The following is a 19,570-nucleotide window of genomic DNA, read 5'->3' as shown; positions in this document are numbered from 1 at the left end:
GCGGTGGTTCAGCCGAGATAGGCGCCGAGCATCCAGACGGTCTTCTCCTGCTCGCGGATATAGTCGCCGGCCTGGGCGGCGGTGCCCTCGTCGTCGGCGTCGGAAGCCAGCGAGAGGAGCTCGCGCTGCAGCTCGATCAGGGTCTGGTAGCCCTCGAGCACGCCACGCACGCAGGCCTCGCCGTCGTGGACGTTCTTGTCCTCGGTGATCTTCGAGACCTTCACGTAGTCGCTGTAGGCGTGCACCGGCTGGTGACCCAGGGTCAGGATGCGCTCGGCGACCTCGTCGACCTTGGTCAGCAGGTCGGTGTAGAGCTCCTCGAACTTCTCGTGGAGCTGGAAGAACTGCCGGCCCTTCACGTTCCAGTGGTAGCCACGCACGTTCATGTAGAAGATCTGGTAGTTGGCCAGCAGCTCGTTGAGTTTCTCGGCCAACTGGCTGGCGCTGGCCTGGTGCAGGCCGATGGTGTTGGTGTCGCTCATGCGAATGCCTCCTTGATCGCGATGGGGCGAGTGTAAACCGCTGCCCGGGCAGCGGATAAGCGAATTCTGGCGATCGCTTCCATAGCGTTGCTGCATGACAGGACATGCCGCTGGGCACCCGGGATTTCAAGGGGGCCGTCTCACGCCCCGGGCATCGCCCTCAACAGCCGCACCAGGCTCTCGGCCCGGTCGGCCAGCAGCTCGGCGCAGCGTTCCAGCGCCTCGTCGAGGGCCATGGGGCCATCGGCGAGGGCGAAGGCGGCGCTGACTCCCTCGTCGAAGGCCGCCTGCCAGCCCGGGGCCAGTCGCCCGGCCAGCACCACCACCGGCACGCCCCGGCGGCGGGCCGCCCGCGCCACCCCGACCGGCGTCTTGCCGCCCAGGCTCTGGCCGTCGAGCTGGCCCTCGCCGGTGATCACCAGGTCGGCGTCCCCGAGCAGGGCGTCGAAGCCGGCCTGGGCCATCACCAGCTCGATGCCGGGGCGCAGCTCGGCGCCGAGGAAGGCTCGGGCGGCGAAGCCCATGCCACCAGCGGCACCGGCACCGGCCAGGTCACGGTGGTCCTCGCCCAGCGCCTCGGCGGCGAGGTCGGCGAAGTGCGCCAGCGCCGCATCCAGCCGCTCGACGTCGGCCGCCGTGGCACCCTTCTGGGGGCCGAACACCGTGCTGGCGCCCCGCTCGCCCAACAGCGGGTTGTCCACATCCACCGCGGCTTCCACGGCCAGCCCGGCCAGGCGCGGGTCGAGGCCGGAAAGGTCGAGCCCGGCGAGTCGCTCGAGCGCCGCGCCGCCGGGAGCGAGCTCGTGGCCCTGGGCGTCCAGCAGCCGGGCGCCCAGGGCAGCGAGCATCCCGGCGCCGCCATCGTTGGTGGCGCTGCCGCCCAGCGTCAGCAGCAGCCGCTCGGCGCCGGCATCGAGCGCCGCCCGGATCAGCTCGCCGACGCCGCGCGTAGTGCTGTGCAGGGCGGTACGCTCGCCCGGGGTCAACTGCTGCAGGCCGCTGGCCTCGGCCAGCTCCACATAGGCGGTGCGACTGGCCGGGTGCCAGCCCCAATCCGCCCGGGTCGGGCGGCCCAGGGCATCATGGACCTCGGCCGTGCGCCGCTCGGCCCCGGTGGCGGCGATCAGGGCATCCAGGCTGCCTTCACCACCGTCGGCCAGCGGGCATTCGAGGGTCACGACCTCGCCCCCGGTGCGGGCGATGCCGCAGGCGATGGCGCGGGCGGCCTCGGCAGCCGACAGGGCATCCTTGAAACTATCCGGGCAGATGAGAATCTTCATTGAGGGCGCTCGTGTCACGGATCCTCGCCCCAGCTTAGCGGTCGCGGGCGGTGTGCTGAAGCCCCGGAACGTTTTCACTCCGCCGGCGTCGTGCGTACACTGCCATGCATTCACCACCGGGAGATTGCCCATGCGCCTCTGGTTGTTGCCGCTGCTGTTGGTGCTGGCCGGCTGTCAGACCGCTCCTTCCGCCTTGCCGATGGCCGAGCCTCGGCCGGCCGCCGAGTGTCGCTGGCCGGCCGACGGCGCTTCGCCCGAGTCCCTGCTGCGCCGCGCCGTGTCGGCGCTGGAGGCCGATGGCTTCCTGGTCCGCCATACCGACATGTCGCTGGGGTTGGTCAGTGCCGAGCGCAGCCGGATACTGCCCGGGTATGGCGGCTTCGACGACCCTTGGGAGCGTAGCGGCTTCTTCGGTCACTATGGGCTGGGCGGCCACCGTGGTGGCTTCAGCGGTGTGGGGATCATGGTGGGCTTCGGCGGCGCCAGCAGCATGACGCGCGATGCCACCGAGCTGGAGCGGGTTTCGCTGGTCGCTGGCCCGGAGGAGGTGCGCGTGTCCCGGGACATCCAGGTGTTCGATTGGCGGGGCGAGCTACGCCAGTCGCGAAGCGCCAGCGCCACCGACTTCTGCAGCCGCCTGCACCGCGCCATCGAGGCCATGCCGGCAGGGGAGGCGCCATGAGGGTACGGCTGCTCGTGATGCTGGCGATGCTCTGGCTGGCAGGCTGCGCCACACCGGTGCCGGCTCCCGAGCCACGGGAGCTGGATTTCGCGGCTTCGCCGGAGGCCACCCTGGCGGCGGCCATGGAGGTGTTGATGGATCGCGGCTATGTGATTCGCCATGCCGACGACGAGCTGGCGCGTGTGGAGGCGGTACTGGCCCGCTGGCCCGGCTATCGGGTCCAGTTGCAGGTCGGCGCGCAGGGCGCTGACAGTCGGGTCAGCGTCTCGGCCAGCCGGGGAGGGCGGCCCATGGCGCCCCATACCCTCGATCCCCTCCTCGTGGAACTCCAGGATCGGCTGGGACTCTTGCCCTGATGTGTCATGGATCCCTTTTTCGACTCACCATGAGGGCAAGTTCGCCAATGACCTTCGCTATGCTCCGCCATCTCCTCGCCGGCGTGCTCCTGCTGGCGCTCGCTCTGTCACTCGCGGCCCCGGCGCAGGCCCATCCCCACGGCTGGATCGACCTGCGCATGCGACTCGTGTTCGACGACGATGGCCGCCTGGAGGCCCTCCATCAATCCTGGCGCATGGACCCCTTCTACAGCCTGGTGGTGCTCGAGGAGCTCGGCCAGGCAGCGGGCGAGGAGGGGCTCGAGGCGGGCCTCGACCAACTGGGTGTGGAGATACGCGACAACCTGGCGCCCCAGGGGTATTTCACCGAACTGCGCCTGGATGGCGAGAAGGTGGCCCTCGACGAGGTCGACGAGTACACCGTGATGGAGCGGGACGGCCGGGTCGAGTTCGTCTTCCTGCTGCCGCTGGCCGAGCCGCTGGCGCTGGGTGGAGAGACGCTGCGCTACCAGGTGTTCGACCCGAGCTACTACATCGAGGTGGTGCACGAGGATGACAACGGCGAGTCCCTCGACGACTCCCTGGTGGTGAGCGGTCGGGAGTGTGTCACCGGCATCGTCCCTCCCGACCCGGACCCGGAGCGGGTGATGGAGGCCGCGACGCTGGATGTCACCGACGAGGCCGAGCCGGGGCTGGGCCGTCACTTCGCCGAGACAGGGGAGGTGACATGCGGCTGACGGGAAGAGCGCTGCTGCTGGCGGCGGGGGCGTTACTGCTGACGGCCCTGGGCTATCGACTGTTCGTGCTGGGTGATTTCCAGTCGTTGAGCCTGCAACTGGTGGCCTGGCAGCGCGACTTCCACCGTGCCTTGACCCTGGCCATCACCGACCTTTCCGGTACCCCTTCGCTGGCCACCTGGGTCACCCTGCTCGGGATCAGCTTCGGCTACGGGGTCTTCCATGCCGCCGGGCCCGGTCACGGCAAGGCGGTGCTGACCACCTACCTGCTCTCCCAGGGGGGCGCCGTGCGCCGTGCCCTGGGGCTCTCGTGCGCCGCTTCCCTGCTGCAGGGGCTGGTGGCCATTACCCTGGTCGCGGTGCTGGTCCATGGCCTGGGCTGGTTGACCCGCCAGGCCATGGGCAGCGTGATCTGGGTGGAGCAGGCGAGCTTCGTGATGGTGGCGCTGCTGGGGGCCTGGCTCTGCCTGCGCGCCATCCGCCAGCTGCGTCGACCGCTACCGGTAGCGGCGGAGGGCCCCCAGGCCCATGAACCCGGGCACGGCCACTCGCACGGGTGCTGCGGGGGCCATCATCATGTGGATCCCCGGCAGGCGAGCGACTGGCGCACCGCCCTGGCCACGGTGGTGGCCATCGGTATCCGGCCCTGCAGCGGCGGCGTGCTGCTGCTGGGGGCCGCGGCCCTGCTGGGGCAGTTTCCGGTCGGGGTGGCGGCGGTGCTGGTGATGTCGCTGGGTACGGCGCTGACGGTCTCGGGGCTGGCCCTGGCCAGCGTGGTGGCGCGGGGGTGGGCCGAGCGCCGTCTCGCCCGCCAGGGCCGTGCCGGCCGGCTGTTGAGCTGGGCGGCCCTGGGCGGTGGCCTGGCCATCGTGGTATTGGGCGTCTCGCTGTCGATCACCGGGGTCAGCCAGCCGACGAGTACGCCCCTGCTGGGAGAACCGCCTGCCCGGGGAGCCAGCGAAGGGGGAAGCCGCCACCCCTTCGGGGGGTGAGCGTCAGGCGAATTCCAGTCCCTCTATCTGCGCCAGCAACTGATCGCGCATGGCGGCCAGGGTGTCCAGATCGTAGGGCTCTGGTTCGCCCTGACCCCACACCGGTGCCGGCCAGGCCGCATCGCCGTGGCGTCGGACGATCACATGGACATGCAACTGGGCGACCACGTTGCCGAGGCTGGCGATATTGAGCTTGTCGCCCTGGAGGCACTCCTTGAGGGCGCGCCCCACCGCGGTGGCCTCGCGCCACAGTTGTTGCTGTTCGGCGTCGTCGAGCTGGTACACCTCGCTGATGCCGTGGCGACGCGGCACCAGCACCAGCCAAGGGTAGCGGGCATCGTTCATCAGCCGTAGCTGGCACAGCGGCAGTTCGGTCACCGGGTAGCTGTCCTCCACCAGGCGGGCATCCGGTTCGAAATCGGACATCACTGGCCTCCTTGTTCTCGTGGGTCTCTCCTTGCCTGCTGAGCATCATGGCACAGACAGGCAGGCTCGACGCCTCGATTTCCCCTTGGCGCCTGCGCCGGCTATGCTGGGCGGCGCCTTTTGACCGACGTGGAAGGGAATCCCGCATGACGCTTCTCGAGGGGTTGGCACTGCTGGTGATCGGCATGGTGGCCGGCTTCATCAACGTGCTCTCGGCGGGTGGTTCGATGCTGACCCTGCCGCTGCTGATGTTTCTCGGCCTCTCGCCCCAGGTCGCCAACGGCACCAACCGGGTCTCCATCGTGCTGCAGAGTGTCTCGGCGGTGGCCAGCTTCCTGCGCGCCAGTGCCCGTCACGTCGGGTTGAGCCTGCGGCTCTCGGTGCCGGCGGTGGCCGGTTCGCTGCTCGGGGCCTGGCTGGCACTCAGGGTTAGCGATGCCCTCTTCGAGACCCTGCTGGTCGTCGTGATGGCCGGCTCGGCGGTGCTGATGCTGCTGCCCCAGCCACGCCTGGACACGCGCCCGCTGACCGCCGATCGCCTCACCCCGCTGGTCTACCTGGCGATGTTCGCCATCGGGCTCTACGGCGGCTTCATCCAGGTAGGGGTGGGGATCCTGTTCATCGTGGTGCTCTACCGCATGCTCAGGATCGACCTGGGCCAAGTGAACGCCTTCAAGGTGCTGATCATCCTGGTCTATACCCTGCCGGCGCTGGCGGTTTTCCTCTATCACGACCAGGTACGCTGGGGCTACGGTCTGGTGCTGGCCGTCGGCAGCATGCTCGGTGCCTGGCTCGGCGTGAAGGTGAACGTCAGCCCGCGCGGCGCCCTGTGGGTCAAATGGCTGACCATCGCCGTGATCGCCGCGATCATCCTGCGACTGCTGCTCGGCTGAGAACGCCTTTCCTTCCCGCCAGACGGTGCTAGAGTGAAAGCGTACGGGGCCGTATGGCAGGCCCCTCGTGGAGCCAGGAGTTCGATATGAAACGCATGCTGGCGGTTCTCATGTTGTCACTGTTCACGCTGTCGCTACTTTCCGGCTGCAACACCATGCGTGGGGCGGGGGAGGACATCGAAAGCGGCGGCGAGGCGATCCAGCGGCAGGCGGAATGACCCCACTGGCATTAGGCACGGCGATGGCTTGGCTGCTAGGCTGAAGTGGCCATTTCGACACGGACCAGGAATGGATGACTCGTCCCTGACAAGGAGATCATGCCATGAGGAAAGCCATTGCCATGAGCTTCGCCCTGCTGATGACAGCCAGTGTGCTGACGGGTTGCAACACCATCGAAGGCGCCGGCGAGGATGTCGAGCGCGGTGGTGAAGCCGTACAGGAGTCCACTTACTGATCAGCCGCCGGCGTCGGGTCGGCATCGAGCGGGCATACCGGCAGGTATGCCCGTTCTCGCGTGTATACTGCCTGCATCATCTGCCAAGGAGGCCCCCGATGATCATGCCCTTGAAGTCCCTCTCGACGCTTGGTGGAGCCTTGCTGTTGGCCGGGTGTACGGCCATGATGCAGTCGAATGCGCCGCGTGAACCGGCTCCGCCGCCTCCCCGCGTCACCGAAGGGGGAGATGCCTGCGGTGCCGGCCGTGTCCAGGATCGCGTGGGTCGCCACTACGACGAGTCGCTGGGCGATTCGATCCGCAGCGAAAGCGGGGCCGGCGTGCTCCGGGTGATGCGTCCCGGCGAGGCCCATACCCTCGAGTACCGGGGCGATCGTCTCAATGTCCGCCTGGACGAGGACGGTGTGATCACCGATATCGGCTGCGGGTGACCCGCGCCCGGACGCCTCATTCGTAGCGCTGCTTCCAGCGCTGGCGGGCGACCCGCTCCTTGATCACCTCCAGCATGTCGACGAGCACCTGCTCGGTGACCCGATCGGTATGGTCGTCGACCCGCAGCCAGGCCTCGAAGCCGCTGTCGGCGAGGTGTTCCACCAGCAAGTTGAACTCCTGCGAGCGCAGGCCCTCGATGGCTTCGTGCACCAGGCGGCAGGCGATATCGCTCAGCGAGTCGTCCAGGGCCCCGGCCACCTGGCCGCCCAGCGGCAGGCGCCGGAGGCGCTTCATCTCGGGGTTCTCCGCCAGGGTTCGGCCGACCAGGGCGCTGATGTAGCGCATCAGCTCGCCGCGATTGGTCCGGTAGGCGCTGTCGACCATCTCCTCCAGGCGTCGGCTGATCTCGTGGATCAACTGCTGCTTGCGCGGCATCACCACGTCCTCGGCGAGGCGCGTCGACAGGGAATCGCTGCCGCGGACCTGGTCCTGGATGTTGTCCAGCAGGCGCAGGGCGATACGGTCCGAGAGTTCCTCCATCAGGATGTCGTAGTACTTGGCGTAGACGCCGTACAGCCGCCAGCGGCGGATATCGATCAGTCCCAGCCGCTGTAGCCGGTGCAGCAACGAGACGACGCGCAGCACCCGCAGCAGCCGGAAGCCGCCCACCGGGATGCAGCCCAGCACGTCGTACCAGTGCACGAAGGGGTAGAAGAACCAGCGGTGGTAGCGGCGCTCGAGGATGGCCGCGGCCCAGCCCAGCAGAACGTCGAGCACGAAGACCGCCACGAAGGCCAGGTCGATGGCGACGAAGTTGGCATGGACATGGCGGTCGTAGGCGTCATGCAGCCTCGGCGCCACGGCCTCGAAGGCGGCATTCAGCGGCGGTAGCAGGAGCAGGCTGTCGAACAGCAGCAGCGCCAGGTTGGCGACGACCAGCACGATGACGAGCAGGTCCCAGGCCAGGTGGATGCGCTCCAGCAGGGACGATCGTGGTCCTCGATCGGGGAGCGAGGGGGACATGGCGCCTCCTTGTGCCCTGGTGAAGAGGTGCGAGAGCCGCCGGAGCCACGGCTGCCGCATGGGTCAGCGGGGCACCGCATCGTCGCCATGGCGGACGGTGGCACGGGACTTGCCATCATCGTGGTGCTGCTGGGTGCGGCGTTCCTCCTCCTCGGCCTGCTTGCGCAGCTTCTTGCGCAGCGCGGCCTTCTCGAAGCGTAGCTTCTGCTGAGGAGTCGCGAGCGACAGCGGCGGCACCCGGGCCGGCTGGCCGTCGCCGTCCACCGCTACCATGGTCAGGTAGCAGCTGTTGGTATGGCGGATCATCTTCTGCTGGATGTCCTCGGCGACCACCTTGATGCCGATCTCCATGGAGGAGCGACCCACGTGGTTGACGCTGGCCAGGAAGGTGACCAGCTCGCCGACGTGAATCGGCTGCTTGAAACGCACCTGGTCCACCGAGAGGGTCACCACGTAGTGGCCGGAGTAGCGGCTGGCGCAGGCATAGGCCACCTCGTCGAGCTTCTTGAGGATGGCGCCGCCGTGCACCTTGCCGCTGAAGTTGGCCATGTCGGGGGTCATCAGCACGGTCATGGTCAGCTCGTGCTGGCCGGGCAGGGCATGTTCGTCCATCGGGGCACTTTCCTTTATCGGGTTTACCACAGCATAACGCCTTGGCCGCGAGATGGGATGGGTGTCATCGGCTCAGCGCCGGCTCCCTGTCGGGGTGGTATGATCCCGACATCGTCGATATCGACGCCGCGGCGTCGACCGGAGAGGAGGAGATGCCATGAGGCCGTCGCACCCGATGCCGACTATGCCTCTACCTCGACCGGGGCCGCCACCTCGCCCGGGGCCGCGGCCTTGAGCCGGTGGCGACGCCTGCCGCTCCTGTGCCTGGTCGGGGTGGCGCTGGCCAGCCTCTGGTGGCTGTGGCAGTGGCAGTATGCCCAGTCGGAGGCGGAGGCGCGTCGCCACGCCGACAACCGGCTGTCGCTCTACGGCAGCAGCCTGCAGGGGGCCCTCGAGCGTTTCAGCTACCTGCCGGGACTGCTCGCCCACCAGCCCCAGATACAAGCGGCGCTAGTCGATCCCACCGGGATCTTCGTGCCCCAGGTCAATGCCTTCCTGGCGCTGGTGGCCGAACGCTCCGGTGCCGAGGTGATCTTCCTGCTGGACGCCGAGGGCCGGACCCTGGCCAGCAGCAACCATGCCGAGGCCGACAGCTTCGTGGGTTATGACTATCGCTTCCGCCCCTACTTCTACGAGGCCATGACCACGGGACAGGGGGAGTTCTTCGCCGTGGGGAGCACCACCGGGCGCCCCGGCTATTTCGTCTCCGCCGCGGTGGGGGCCGGCGTCCCGGATGCGGCCCAGGGTGTGCTGGTGGCCAAGGTCTCGCTGGAGGCCCTGCAGGCGGACTGGCGCCGGGCCGGCGAGAAGGTGCTGCTCACCGATGCCAACGGGGTGGTGATCCTCTCCAGCCGCCCGGAGTGGCGCTATCGCCGCCTGAGGGAGCTGACCCCGCAGGCCCGCGAGGAGATCCGTCGCCAGCGCCAGTTCATGGGCGAGCCGCTCGAGCCGCTGGGGCGACGCCTGCGGGACGATTCGCTGCTGGTAGGGGGAGCGGGACTCGGTGAGCGCCTGGTCGACACTACCCTGGCGCTGGAGACCCTGGGCTGGACGATGCACTACCTGATGCCGGTGCGACCGCTCTATGTCAGTGCCCGCAATGCCCTGATGGGGGGCGTGGCGGTGTGGGTGGCACTGCTGTTGCTGGCGCTGTGGCTGCGCGAACGGCAGAAGCGCCAGCGGCTGCGGGAGCGTGAGGCGATGATCATCCGCGAGGCCAACGAGCGCCTGGAGGCGCGAGTGGTGGAGCGCACCCGGGAGCTGCAGGAGGCCCAGGCGGAGCTGGTGCAGGCCGGCAAGCTGGCGGCCCTGGGCACCATGGCCGCCGGCATCGCCCACGAACTCAACCAGCCGCTCTCGGGGATCCGTACCTATGCGGCCAATGGCCAGCGGCTGCTGGATCGCGGGCGCCCCGAGGCCGCCGACGACAACTTCCAGCGTATCCAGGCGCTCTGCGAGCGGCTCGGCGGCCTGATCCGCCAGCTCAAGCTGTTTGCCCGCAAGGGCGGGGCCCGGGAGCCGGTGGACCTGGTGGCGCGGCTCGACTTCGTCCTCGAGCTGCTGGCGGAGCGCAGCCGACAGCAGGGCGTGCGGCCTCGGCGCCGCCTGCCCGGGGGGGAGCTGTGGGTGCTGGGCGACGAGGTGCGCGTCGAGCAGCTGCTGACCAACCTGCTGCGCAACGCCCTGGATGCCCTGCGCGGGGTGGCCGAGCCATGGCTGGAGATCGCCATCGAGGCCGAGGCCGAGCGCCTGGTGGTGACGGTGGCCGACAACGGCACCGGCATCCCCGACGAACTGCTGGAGCAGCTCTTCGATCCGTTCTTCACCACCAAGGCGGTGGGGGATGGCCTGGGACTGGGGCTGTTCATCAGCTATGGCATCGTCCAGGACCTCGGGGGGCGCATCCACGCCGGCAATCGCCCGTCGGGAGGGGCCTGGTTCCGTGTCGAACTGCCCCGGGCCCAACCGACGGCCCCCGCGTCCCCGTCTTCGATCAGGGAGAGCCAGGATGAGCCATGATGCGTGCCCCGGTGCCCTGCCGATCTGGCTGGTCGACGATGACCCCGACGTGCGGGAATCCCTCAGCCAGTGGCTGGAGATCTCGGAGCTGGCGGTGCGCACCTTCGCGCGCGGCCAGGCGGCACTGGAGGCGCTGCAGGCCGGCGATGCCTGCGGCGTGCTGGTCAGCGACGTCAAGATGCCGGGACTGGATGGCCTGGCCCTGCTGCGCGCCCTGCAGGCCCTCGACGATCCGCCGCCCGTGATATTGATCACCGGCCATGGCGACGTGCCCATGGCGGTGGAGGCGATGCAGGCCGGCGCCTGGGACTTCGTCGAGAAGCCCTTCGCCCCGGAACGGCTGGAGGAGTGCGTGCGGCGCGGCCTGGAGCGTCGCCGACTGGCGCTGGAGAACCGTCGGCTGCGCGAGGCGCTGCGCGAGGGGAGCCTGGCTACCCGGCTGCTGGGCCAGGCCCCGGGCATGGTGCGCCTGCGTCAACAGCTCGCCAACCTGGCGACGACCCGCGCCAATGTGCTGGTGCAGGGGGAAACCGGCAGCGGCAAGGAGGTAGTGGCGCGCTGCCTGCACGAGGCCGGCGCGGCGAGCGGTCCCTTCGTTGCCCTCAACTGTGGTGCCATCGCCTCGGAGCTGATCGAGTCGGAACTGTTCGGCCACGAGAAGGGGGCCTTCACCGGGGCCAGCGCACGGCGCATCGGCATCCTGGAGCATGCCAGCGGCGGCACCCTGTTCCTCGACGAGGTGGAGTCGTTGCCGCTGGCGGCCCAGGTCAAGCTGCTGCGCGCCCTGCAGGAGGGCGAGATCACCCGGCTGGGCAGCAATGCGCTGCTGCACGTCGACCTGAGGGTGGTGGCGGCGACCAAGGAAGACCTGCTGGCGCTGGCCGCCGAGGGACGCTTCCGCGAGGACCTCTACTACCGGCTGGCCATCGCCGAGCTCGGCATCCCGCCGCTGCGCGAGCGGCGCGAGGACATTCCGCTGCTGTTCCAGCACTTCTGCCGTCAGGCCGCCGAGGTGCACCAGCGTCCGCCGCGCGAGCCGGATGGCGAGCTCCTGGGCGCCCTGGGCCGCCACCCGTGGCCGGGCAACCTGCGCGAGCTGCGCAACATGGCGACCCGCTTCATCCTCGGGCTGGAGCTGCCGTGGCACGCCCGGGGCGCACCGGAGGAGGGATCCCTGGCGGCGCAGCTGGCGGCCTTCGAGACGGCGCTGCTGCGTGAGTCGCTGGGCCGTCATGGTGGCAATATCCAGGCGGTCCTGGAGGAGCTGGAGCTGCCGCGGCGCACCCTGAACCAGAAGATGCAGAAGCATGGGCTGCGCCGCGAAGCCTTCCTGGCCGGGGCAGGCGATCCTCCTGCGTCGTGATCCGCCCACGGGCCGGAGGCCATTTCCTGCCGATGGTCGGGGCGTCATCGGCAACATCTTGCCGACCGACGCCCGTCGGTGGCCATGGTTGCGCCTGATACACCGTTCAACCCATTGAAGGGCATGACATCTTCTGGAACTGGCAGGCATTTCGCTATCCCTGGGCGCATGACCATAACAAGTCCTATCGACCAGGAGCGATCACATGCACAAGCGCCAGTTCCTCAAGTCCGCCCTCGGCCTCGCCACCGCCGCCACCCTGGGCCTCGGTGCGGCCAGCGCCAGCGCCCAGAATGGCGGCGAAGGCGGCCAGTACATCATGGGCACCGCCACCTCCGGGGGTACCTTCTACCCGGTGGGGGTGGCCCTCTCCACCCTGGTACGGGTCAAGCTGGAGCCGACCCACAACATCACCGTCTCGGCGATCAGCTCCGCCGGCTCCGCCGAGAACCTGCGCCTGATGGACGACGACCAGGCCCAGTTCGGTATCCTCCAGGCCCTCTACGGCGCCTGGGCCTGGAACGGCGAAGGCCCGGTGCCCAAGGCCTATGACAACGTGCGCTCGGTCTCCATGCTGTGGCAGAACGTCGAGCACTTCGTGATGCGCAGCAACCGCCTGGAGAGCGGCACCATCGACGACCTGGCCCAGCTCTACGGGCGCGGCTTCTCCATCGGCGCCCGCAACTCCGGCACCGAAGGCTCGGGTCGGCAGATTCTTGCCGGTCTCGACATCGACCCGGAGCAGATGGATCTCGCCTACCTCGGTTACGGTCCCAGCGCCGACTCCATGCAGAACGGCAACATCGATGGCATGAACATCCCGGCCGGGGTGCCGGCATCGGCGGTGACCAGTGCCTTCGCCAATATGGGCAGCGATATTGCCATTCTGGATGTCACGGCAGAACAGCTCGAGCGCATCAACGGCGAGTACCCGGTCTGGTCCGCCTTCGAGATTCCCGCCGGCACCTACCCCGGCCAGGACGAGGCGGTGCACACCATTTCCCAGCCCAACATCCTGGTGGTCAACGCCGACGTGCCGGACGAGCACGTCTACCAGATCACCAAGGCGATGTTCGAGAACCTGCCGTTCCTCAACAACATCCACCCGGCGACCCGCGACATGGCCCTGGAGAGTGCCCTGGATGGCCTGCCCATGCCCCTGCACCCCGGGGCGGCCCGCTACTTCCAGGAGCAGGGGCTGGAAATCCCCGAGCATCTGCTCGAGGGCTAAGGAAACCCTGATTTACTGCTGCGCTCGATAGCCTGGCCGCCGGCGGTGCTCGCAATCCTCATTGAGCAGCCAGTCAACTCCGGTTGCTGCGCGCCGGCGGCGACCAGCCTCTCATCGCTCGCGACGTAAATCAGCGCTCCCTTGTGTTTTTTGCTTCAGGTGGACTGAGTCTTCGAAGGGGCGGCCGGGGACAAGCCGAAGAGAAGGTCATCCTTCAGGGATGAAGGATGTAGCGCCCAGGGAGGGGTTTACAGCGCCTTCTCGGAGGCTTGTCGTCGGCGACAGCCCCGTTTCGCCCGAGACCACCGTTGCGCCAACTTCCGCCTCCCCCATCCACGCCAGCTCCGTGAGAAAGCCCATGAACGCAACGTCACCCCCCGAGGCACGCGACGAAGCCGCCAGCGAATCCGGCGAGCGCCTCGACCACCCCTGGCTCGGCCGGGCGCTGTTTGCCCTGGCCATCGTCGTGGCCCTGTCGCACCTCTACTTCAACACCCTGAGCACCCTCTCCGAGGTGTGGATCAGTGCCCTGCACTTCGGCATGTTCGGCCTGCTCTGCGCGCTGTCGGTGCCGATGCTCAAGGCCCGCTCCGCCGGCGGCCAGCGTCTGGTGCTTGCGGTGGATATCCTGCTCGGCCTGGCCGCGCTGGGCTGCGCCTTCTACCTGATCGGCTTCGAGGACGCCCTCTACGCCCGCGGCGTGCGCTTCTCCACCGCCGACTGGGTCGTCTCCATCGTCGCCCTGGCCCTGGTGCTCGAGTTCGCCCGTCGCACCACCGGCTGGTTCATTCCCGTGCTGTGCCTGGTGGCGCTGACCTATGTGGCCTGGTGGGGTCGCTACGTCGGCGGAGTCTTCGGCTTCCCGGGCCTGACCTGGGAAACGGTGCTCTACCGTAGCTACCTGGGCGGCGACGGCATGCTCGGCTCCATCGCCCGCATCTCCTGGTCCTATGTGTTCATGTTCATCCTGTTCGGTGCCTTCCTGGTTCGCTCCGGCGCCGGCGACTTCATCATCCAGCTGGCACGCTGCGCCGCTGGGCGCTTCATCGGTGGACCCGGCTTCGTGGCGGTGTTCGCCTCGGGGCTGATGGGCTCGGTCTCCGGCTCCAGCGTGGCCAACACCGTCTCCACCGGGGTCATCACCATCCCGCTGATGCGCAAGGCCGGCTTCCCGCCGCGCTTCGCCGCCGGGGTCGAGGCGGCGGCCTCCACCGGGGGGCAGCTGATGCCGCCGGTGATGGGCGCCGGCGCCTTCATCATGGCCTCCTACACCCAGGTCTCCTACCTGACCATCATCGGCGTGGCGGCCCTGCCGGCCCTGCTCTACTTCCTCTCGGTGGCGATGTTCGTGCGTATCGAGGCCAAGCGCAGCAATGCCCGCCAGGTGGAGACCGAGGAGGCGCCGCGGCTGCTCGAGGTGCTCAAGGGGGGCTGGCACTTCCTGTTGCCCCTGGTGGTGCTGGTGGCCTCGCTGATCCACGGCTTCACGCCCACCTATGCCGCCGGCATCGCCATCCTCTCGGTGGTGGTGGCCTCCTGGCTGTCCAGGCATCCCATGACCCCGAAGGCCATCCTCGAGGCTCTGGTGCTGGGCAGCCGCAACATGGTGCCCACGGCGATCCTGCTGCTCACCGTGGGCCTGATCGTCAATGTGGTCTCCACCACCGGGATCGGCAACACCTTCTCGCTGATGATCACCGACTGGGCCGGCGGCAGCCTGTTGATCACCATGGTGTTGATCGCCATCGCCTCGCTGGTACTGGGCATGGGGCTGCCGGTCACCGCCGCCTACATCGTGCTGGGTACCCTCTCGGCCCCGGCCCTCTACGGCCTGATGGCCCATGGCCAGCTGGTGGATCTGCTGATGGCCGGCGAGCTGCCGGAGCAGGCCCGGGCGATCTTCATGCTGGCCGCCCCGGAGAACCTGGAGGCCCTCAAGGCGCCGATGGACGCCGCCAGCGCGCGGGAACTGCTGGCCGCGGTGCCGGACGACTTCCGCAATCAACTCTACGAGCAGGCCCTGTCGCCGCACACCCTGACCATGCTGCTGGTGGCGGCCCACATGGTGATCTTCTGGCTCTCCCAGGACTCCAACGTCACCCCGCCGGTATGCCTGACCGCCTTCGCCGCCGCCGCCATCGCCAGGACGCCGCCGATGCGCACCGGCTTCACCGCCTGGAAGATCGCCAAGGGGCTCTACATCATCCCGCTGCTGTTCGTGTGGTCGCCACTGATCGGCGGCACGCCCCTGGAGATGGTCACGGTGTTCGCCTTCGCCCTGTTCGGCATCTACGCCATCATTGCCGGGCTCGAGGGCTTCCTGGAGCACGAGCTGCCGTGGTGGCTGCGACTGGCGATGTTCCCCATCGGGGCGCTGATGCTCTGGCCCCATGGCCAGCTGGCACTGGACGGCCTGGGGGTGGTGCTGTTCCTGGGCGCCTTGATGTGGAGTGCCCGAGCGGGGCGGGTGACGACACGGTCGGCGATGGCCTAGCAGCGAGCGGGCGCTACCGCCGGACTGCCCGGCGGTAGCGAACCGTGATCAGAACCAGGTCAGGCCCACGGAGATGATGACGCCGGTGATGAGCAACTGGACCAGGCAGAAGCCCATGATGTCCTTGGCCTTCAGCCCGGCGATGGCGAGCACCGGCAGGGCCCAGAAGGGCTGCAGCAGGTTGGTCCAGGCGTCGCCCCAGGCCACGGCCATGGCGATCCGGGGGATGTCCGCGCCGAGGGCCTCGGCGGCGGGCAGCATCACCGGGGCCTGCACCGCCCACTGGCCGCCACCGGACGGCACGAAGAGGTTGACGAGACCGGCGCTGAGGAATGACCAGAAGGGCAGCGAGGCCTCGCTGGCAAACGCGATCAACGACTCGGACATGGTCTCGGCCAGGCCCGACTGGACCATGATGGCCATGATCCCGGCATAGAAGGGGAACTGGATGACGATGCCGGCGCCCCCCTTGATCGCCTCGTTCAGGCTCGTCAGCAGGCTGCGTGGGGTGCGGTGCAGCACGATGGCCAGGGACAGGAACATGAAGTTGACGACGTTCAGGTTCAGGCCGCCACCGCGCAGGACGAAGTGGTCGAGCAGGAAGAGCACCCCGGGGATGCCCACCAGCCAGGCCAGGGTCGTGCTGTTTTCCAGATGCTCGGCGGGGCGGGTGATGCGCACCCGAGTCGGTTGGTCGTCTTCCAGCAACTTCGGGTCGACGTAGACGCTCTCCTTGTCGTCGGGAAGCATCAGGCGGTTGACCAGCGGAATGGAGACGAACAGGCAGGCGACGAGGGCCAGGTTGAAGAAGGAGAAGATGGTCGAGCCGGTACCGATCACGCCGATCTGGTCGGCGGTGAAGTGATCCTCGGTGGCGATGGTCAGCGGGATCGAGCCGGCGAGACCGCCGTGCCAGATCACGAAGCCGGAGTAGGCGCTGGCCACCAGCAGGCGGTAGTCGACCCTGACCAGCCGCGCCAGTTCCTTGGCGAACAGGGCCCCTACCACCAGGCCGAAGCCCCAGTTGATCCAACTGGCGGCCAGCGATACGAGGGTGACCAGGATGATGGCGCCGCCGGCGTTCCTGGCCAGGCTGGCGAGCTTCTGCAACAGGCGCTTGACCGGCGGCGAACTGGCCAGCATGAAGCCGGTGACCAGGATCAGCAGCATCTGCATCGAGAAGGTCAGCAGGTTCCAGAAGCCGTCGCCCCAGAAGCGCATCACCGCCAGCGGGGTCTGGCGTTCCACGGCGATGGCGGCGGCGGCGGCGATGATGGTCAGCAGCAGCACGAAGATATAGGGATCCGGTAGGTAGCGGTCGACCAGTTTGACGGCCGGCCTCGACAGGAACTTGAGCATGACGGCTTCGCTTCTTCAGTTGTGTGTGAGGCTTCTCAGGGAAAGTAGCGCAATCTCAGAAAGTTGCGTTATCGGACCGGTCAACGTTGCCGGCAAGGCGATGTCGTGTCAAAGCGTGGTACATGTCTGTCTGTCCCGGCCGTGCCAGCGGGTGCGCCGGTAGTGGAGGTAGTAGGCCGTCAGCACCGCCGAGCGCACCAGGGCGAAACCGAGGAAGGCGAGCCACAGGCCGTGGTTGCCCAGCCCCTGGGTCAGCCACCAGGTCGGCAGATAGACGATGAGGCCGGCGAAGATGCTGTTGCGCATCTCGCGGCTCGCTGTGGCACCGATGAAGACGCCATCGAGCAGGTAGCTCCATACCGCGATCAGCGGCATGGCGACCATCCACGGCAGATAGTTGCCGGCGGTGGCCCGGACCTCGGGAAGGCCGGTGAGCAGGGCGATCAGTTGGTGGCCGCCCAGGGCGAAGGCCAGCGAGGCAGCGGCGGCGGTGGCCAGCGAGAAGAGCGCCGCACTCTTCACGGCCCGGCCGAATTCGTCCCAGCGCCGGCGTCCCACGGCGTGCCCGGTGATCGCCTCGGTGGCATGGGCGAAGCCGTCGAGGGCGTAGCTGGTCAACATGATGAACTGCAACAGGACGGCGTTGGCGGCCAGCACGGTATCGCCCTGCACGGCGCCCCGGGAGGTGAAGAAGGCCATGGCGAACAGCAGCCCCAGGGTGCGCACGAAGAGGTTGGCATTGACCTGGAACAGCTCGGCATAGGCCGTGATTCGCCACAGGTGCTCGCTCAGGAAGCGGCCCCCCAGCAGGCCGAGCTGGCGGGAGACCAGCCAGCCGCCGAAGGCCAGCGCCGTGTAGTCGGCGATCACCGTGGCCCAGGCCACGCCGTCGCTGGTCATGCCCAGGCCCACCACGAACAGCAGGTCCAGCGCAATGTTCACGCCATTGGTGAGCACCAGGATCGCCAGTGTCACCCTCGAGTTCTGCTGGCCCAGGAACCAGCCGAGGATCGCATAGTTGGCGAGCACCGCCGGGGCCGAGAGGAGGCGGATCCGGGCGTATTCGGTGGCCAGGTCGGTGGCGATCTCGCTGCCGTCGAGCAGCCACAGGCCGAGGGTGATCAAGGGCTTCGAGAAGAGGATCAGCAGCGTGCCGATCCCGGCTGCCAGCAGCAGCGACTGCCCCAGCAGGTTGCGCACCTCGCTGTCGTTCTCGCGTCCCACCGCCTGTGAGGTGAGGCCGGTGGTGCCCATGCGCAGGAAGCCGAAGCCCCAGTAGAGGAAGCTGAACAGGGTGGCGCCCAGGGTCACGGCGGCCAGGTAGCGCGAATCCGGCAGGTGGCCCACCACGGCGGTGTCCACCAGGCCCAGCAGCGGCACGGTGATGTTGGAGAGGATGATCGGCCAGGCCAGTGCCCAGAGGCGCCGGGGGGAGGCGTCGGGGGCGACACGAGACGGTGACACGGCGACTTCCGCTGACGGTGAAACCGCGCAGCATGGCGGGTGGGAGGCCACAACGCAACAGCCCCGCCGAGGCGGGGCTGTCGGGTGTCAGGGTGAGGCCATCAGAAGCGGTAGCCGATGCTGCCGGAGATCATGTCGATCTCGAAGTCCTCACCGCTGTCACTGATATCGTAGCGTTCGAACTCGGCGCGCATGATGATCTGGTTGATCACATACTCGGCGCCGATACCGTAGAACGGGTCGGTACCGTCCTCCCCTCCGCTCCCATGGAAAGACTGGCCTTGAATCGTCGCATTGAAATCAAGGTCCGCATCCCAGGCGATCATACCCAGTTTGCCGAAGAGGCTGAACCCGCTCTGGATGGGTAACTTACCCACCAGGGCTGCGGTGAAGCCGTCAAAGCCGAGCTTCAGTCTGGCGCTGTCGCCGCCGTCGGAACCACTGGCAGTGAAGTCGCCGAAGTCCACATAGCTGGCTTCCACGGCGAAGTAGGGGTTGAACTGGTAGCCGGCAAACAGCTTGTAGCCGACGTCGTTGTCATCGGTGCTGGCACCGATGTCGTCCAGCCAGTCCAGGGTGTCGTTATCCAGCATGGCATGACCGATGCCGGCCCCCAGATAGGGACCTGCGTCGGGCACGCCGGGGTAGCTCTGGGCAAAGACGGGGCTGGCGACCAGGGTGGCCAGGGCGGCGGTGGCGATCAGACGCTTCATCATGCGCTCCTTTGCATGCATGGGCGGGCCGGCGGCCCGTGGGGTGGGCAACTGCCGACAGGCGGCCACCCTTGGTGTAAGTCAATGTGACAGACTGTAGCCTGGTTGCGTCCGGATGTTAAGTGGAACTCGTACCCGGGTATGACGTGGATCATGCCGAGTAGGGGGGGAATGATCGTCATACGCAAGATGCTGGCGGCCGCGGCGACGAGCTGTAACCCGACGCCGGGGTGTCGCGTCTGCAAACGCCGGCGCCCCGCTCGATGAGCGGGGCGCCGGTGTCGTCGCGTCTTGAGGGGGGTAGAGAGCGTCAGGCCGCGGTGATGATGTGGTATTTCTCCATCAGCTCGTCGCGGCTTTCCTCGTGGGCCGGGTCGAGGGGGATGCAGTCCACCGGGCAGACCTGCTGGCACTGGGGCTCGTCGTAGTGGCCGACGCACTCGGTGCACAGGTTGGGATCGATGACATAGATCTCCTCCCCCGGCGAGATGGCACCATTGGGGCATTCGGGTTCGCAGACGTCGCAGTTGATGCACTCGTCGGTGATCATCAGGGCCATGGGGGATACCTCACGCAGGG

Annotated in this window: 21 protein-coding genes; 12 read left to right on the top strand and 9 right to left on the bottom strand. The window is 68.1% G+C overall.

Annotation, left to right across the window (positions count from 1 at the left end):
- Window positions 1-8 precede the first annotated feature (8 nt).
- Both QLQ85_RS04165 and QLQ85_RS04160 read right to left on the bottom strand, forming a co-directional pair.
- Complete coding sequence (locus QLQ85_RS04165; protein WP_102629641.1) at window positions 9-482, bottom strand: Dps family protein; 474 nt, start codon at window positions 480-482, stop codon at window positions 9-11.
- A 140-nt stretch (window positions 483-622) separates the two neighbouring features.
- Entirely contained in the window at window positions 623-1,762 is a 1,140-nt protein-coding gene (locus QLQ85_RS04160) for a glycerate kinase (RefSeq protein WP_282737846.1), read from the bottom strand.
- Window positions 1,763-1,892: 130 nt separating this feature from the next.
- Between QLQ85_RS04160 and QLQ85_RS04155 the strand changes: the two genes are divergently transcribed.
- Genes QLQ85_RS04155 through QLQ85_RS04140 form a run of 4 tightly spaced genes read left to right on the top strand, consistent with a single transcriptional unit; the run spans window position 1,893 to window position 4,508 of the window.
- Window positions 1,893-2,444 (top strand): hypothetical protein, encoded by a 552-nt coding sequence (locus tag QLQ85_RS04155; protein ID WP_282737845.1) that lies wholly within the window; start codon window positions 1,893-1,895, stop codon window positions 2,442-2,444.
- On the top strand, window positions 2,441-2,800 hold the full coding sequence (locus QLQ85_RS04150; protein ID WP_282737844.1) for a hypothetical protein: 360 nt from the start codon (window positions 2,441-2,443) through the stop codon (window positions 2,798-2,800). The genes QLQ85_RS04155 and QLQ85_RS04150 overlap by 4 nt, the downstream gene beginning before the upstream one ends.
- A gap of 59 nt (window positions 2,801-2,859) precedes the next feature.
- On the top strand, window positions 2,860-3,516 hold the full coding sequence (locus QLQ85_RS04145; RefSeq protein WP_282737843.1) for a DUF1007 family protein: 657 nt from the start codon (window positions 2,860-2,862) through the stop codon (window positions 3,514-3,516).
- Window positions 3,507-4,508 (top strand): nickel/cobalt transporter, encoded by a 1,002-nt coding sequence (locus tag QLQ85_RS04140; protein ID WP_282737842.1) that lies wholly within the window; start codon window positions 3,507-3,509, stop codon window positions 4,506-4,508. Before QLQ85_RS04145 ends, QLQ85_RS04140 begins: the two co-directional genes overlap by 10 nt.
- A gap of 3 nt (window positions 4,509-4,511) precedes the next feature.
- On the opposite strand, the gene QLQ85_RS04135 is transcribed toward QLQ85_RS04140, so the two are convergent.
- A complete protein-coding gene (locus QLQ85_RS04135; protein WP_282737841.1) occupies window positions 4,512-4,934 on the bottom strand; it encodes an HIT domain-containing protein in 423 nt (140 codons plus the stop codon).
- A gap of 146 nt (window positions 4,935-5,080) precedes the next feature.
- On the opposite strand from QLQ85_RS04135, the gene QLQ85_RS04130 reads away from it, so the two are divergent.
- The 4 genes from QLQ85_RS04130 to QLQ85_RS04115 all read left to right on the top strand — a co-directional run bounded on the left by QLQ85_RS04130 (window position 5,081) and on the right by QLQ85_RS04115 (window position 6,712).
- Window positions 5,081-5,827, top strand: coding sequence for a sulfite exporter TauE/SafE family protein (locus QLQ85_RS04130; RefSeq protein ID WP_282737840.1), 747 nt, complete (start codon window positions 5,081-5,083; stop codon window positions 5,825-5,827).
- A gap of 86 nt (window positions 5,828-5,913) precedes the next feature.
- Window positions 5,914-6,045 carry an entericidin A/B family lipoprotein gene (locus tag QLQ85_RS04125; protein WP_282720008.1) on the top strand — a complete coding sequence of 44 codons (132 nt, stop codon included), beginning with the start codon at window positions 5,914-5,916 and terminating at the stop codon, window positions 6,043-6,045.
- A gap of 104 nt (window positions 6,046-6,149) precedes the next feature.
- The gene (locus QLQ85_RS04120; RefSeq protein ID WP_282737839.1) at window positions 6,150-6,281 is read left to right on the top strand and encodes an entericidin A/B family lipoprotein; all 132 of its coding nucleotides are present in this window, start codon (window positions 6,150-6,152) and stop codon (window positions 6,279-6,281) included.
- A gap of 98 nt (window positions 6,282-6,379) precedes the next feature.
- Entirely contained in the window at window positions 6,380-6,712 is a 333-nt protein-coding gene (locus QLQ85_RS04115) for an I78 family peptidase inhibitor (RefSeq protein ID WP_282737838.1), read from the top strand.
- A 16-nt stretch (window positions 6,713-6,728) separates the two neighbouring features.
- Here the strand turns inward: QLQ85_RS04115 and QLQ85_RS04110 are convergent, their stop codons facing one another.
- On the bottom strand, window positions 6,729-7,736 hold the full coding sequence (locus tag QLQ85_RS04110; RefSeq protein ID WP_282737837.1) for an ion transporter: 1,008 nt from the start codon (window positions 7,734-7,736) through the stop codon (window positions 6,729-6,731).
- A 63-nt stretch (window positions 7,737-7,799) separates the two neighbouring features.
- Window positions 7,800-8,348 carry an acyl-CoA thioesterase gene (locus tag QLQ85_RS04105; protein ID WP_282720004.1) on the bottom strand — a complete coding sequence of 183 codons (549 nt, stop codon included), beginning with the start codon at window positions 8,346-8,348 and terminating at the stop codon, window positions 7,800-7,802.
- A gap of 231 nt (window positions 8,349-8,579) precedes the next feature.
- On the opposite strand from QLQ85_RS04105, the gene QLQ85_RS04100 reads away from it, so the two are divergent.
- The 4 genes from QLQ85_RS04100 (at window position 8,580) to QLQ85_RS04085 (ending at window position 15,455) form a co-directional block, all read left to right on the top strand.
- On the top strand, window positions 8,580-10,367 hold the full coding sequence (locus tag QLQ85_RS04100) for a sensor histidine kinase (protein ID WP_282737836.1): 1,788 nt from the start codon (window positions 8,580-8,582) through the stop codon (window positions 10,365-10,367).
- On the top strand, window positions 10,357-11,730 hold the full coding sequence (locus QLQ85_RS04095; protein ID WP_282737835.1) for a sigma-54-dependent transcriptional regulator: 1,374 nt from the start codon (window positions 10,357-10,359) through the stop codon (window positions 11,728-11,730). The genes QLQ85_RS04100 and QLQ85_RS04095 overlap by 11 nt, the downstream gene beginning before the upstream one ends.
- Before the next feature lie 205 nt (window positions 11,731-11,935).
- Window positions 11,936-12,961, top strand: coding sequence for a TAXI family TRAP transporter solute-binding subunit (locus QLQ85_RS04090; RefSeq protein ID WP_282737834.1), 1,026 nt, complete (start codon window positions 11,936-11,938; stop codon window positions 12,959-12,961).
- Window positions 12,962-13,319: 358 nt separating this feature from the next.
- Complete coding sequence (locus tag QLQ85_RS04085; RefSeq protein ID WP_282737833.1) at window positions 13,320-15,455, top strand: TRAP transporter permease; 2,136 nt, start codon at window positions 13,320-13,322, stop codon at window positions 15,453-15,455.
- A 48-nt stretch (window positions 15,456-15,503) separates the two neighbouring features.
- Here the strand turns inward: QLQ85_RS04085 and QLQ85_RS04080 are convergent, their stop codons facing one another.
- The 4 genes from QLQ85_RS04080 to QLQ85_RS04065 form a co-directional block, all read right to left on the bottom strand.
- Window positions 15,504-16,814, bottom strand: coding sequence for a short-chain fatty acid transporter (locus tag QLQ85_RS04080; RefSeq protein WP_282737832.1), 1,311 nt, complete (start codon window positions 16,812-16,814; stop codon window positions 15,504-15,506).
- A gap of 108 nt (window positions 16,815-16,922) precedes the next feature.
- Window positions 16,923-18,278, bottom strand: coding sequence for an MATE family efflux transporter (locus tag QLQ85_RS04075; RefSeq protein ID WP_282737831.1), 1,356 nt, complete (start codon window positions 18,276-18,278; stop codon window positions 16,923-16,925).
- Between the two features lie 101 nt (window positions 18,279-18,379).
- The gene (locus tag QLQ85_RS04070) at window positions 18,380-18,991 is read right to left on the bottom strand and encodes an outer membrane beta-barrel protein (protein ID WP_282737830.1); all 612 of its coding nucleotides are present in this window, start codon (window positions 18,989-18,991) and stop codon (window positions 18,380-18,382) included.
- 310 nt (window positions 18,992-19,301) lie between these two features.
- Entirely contained in the window at window positions 19,302-19,550 is a 249-nt protein-coding gene (locus tag QLQ85_RS04065; RefSeq protein ID WP_110285223.1) for a YfhL family 4Fe-4S dicluster ferredoxin, read from the bottom strand.
- Between the last annotated feature and the right edge of the window lie 20 nt (window positions 19,551-19,570).

This window comes from Halomonas kalidii, assembly GCF_030010475.1.
Classification (GTDB): domain Bacteria; phylum Pseudomonadota; class Gammaproteobacteria; order Pseudomonadales; family Halomonadaceae; genus Halomonas; species Halomonas heilongjiangensis.
Note: the sequence above shows the minus strand (reverse complement) of the source record. Positions and strands in the feature narration are given on the sequence as shown.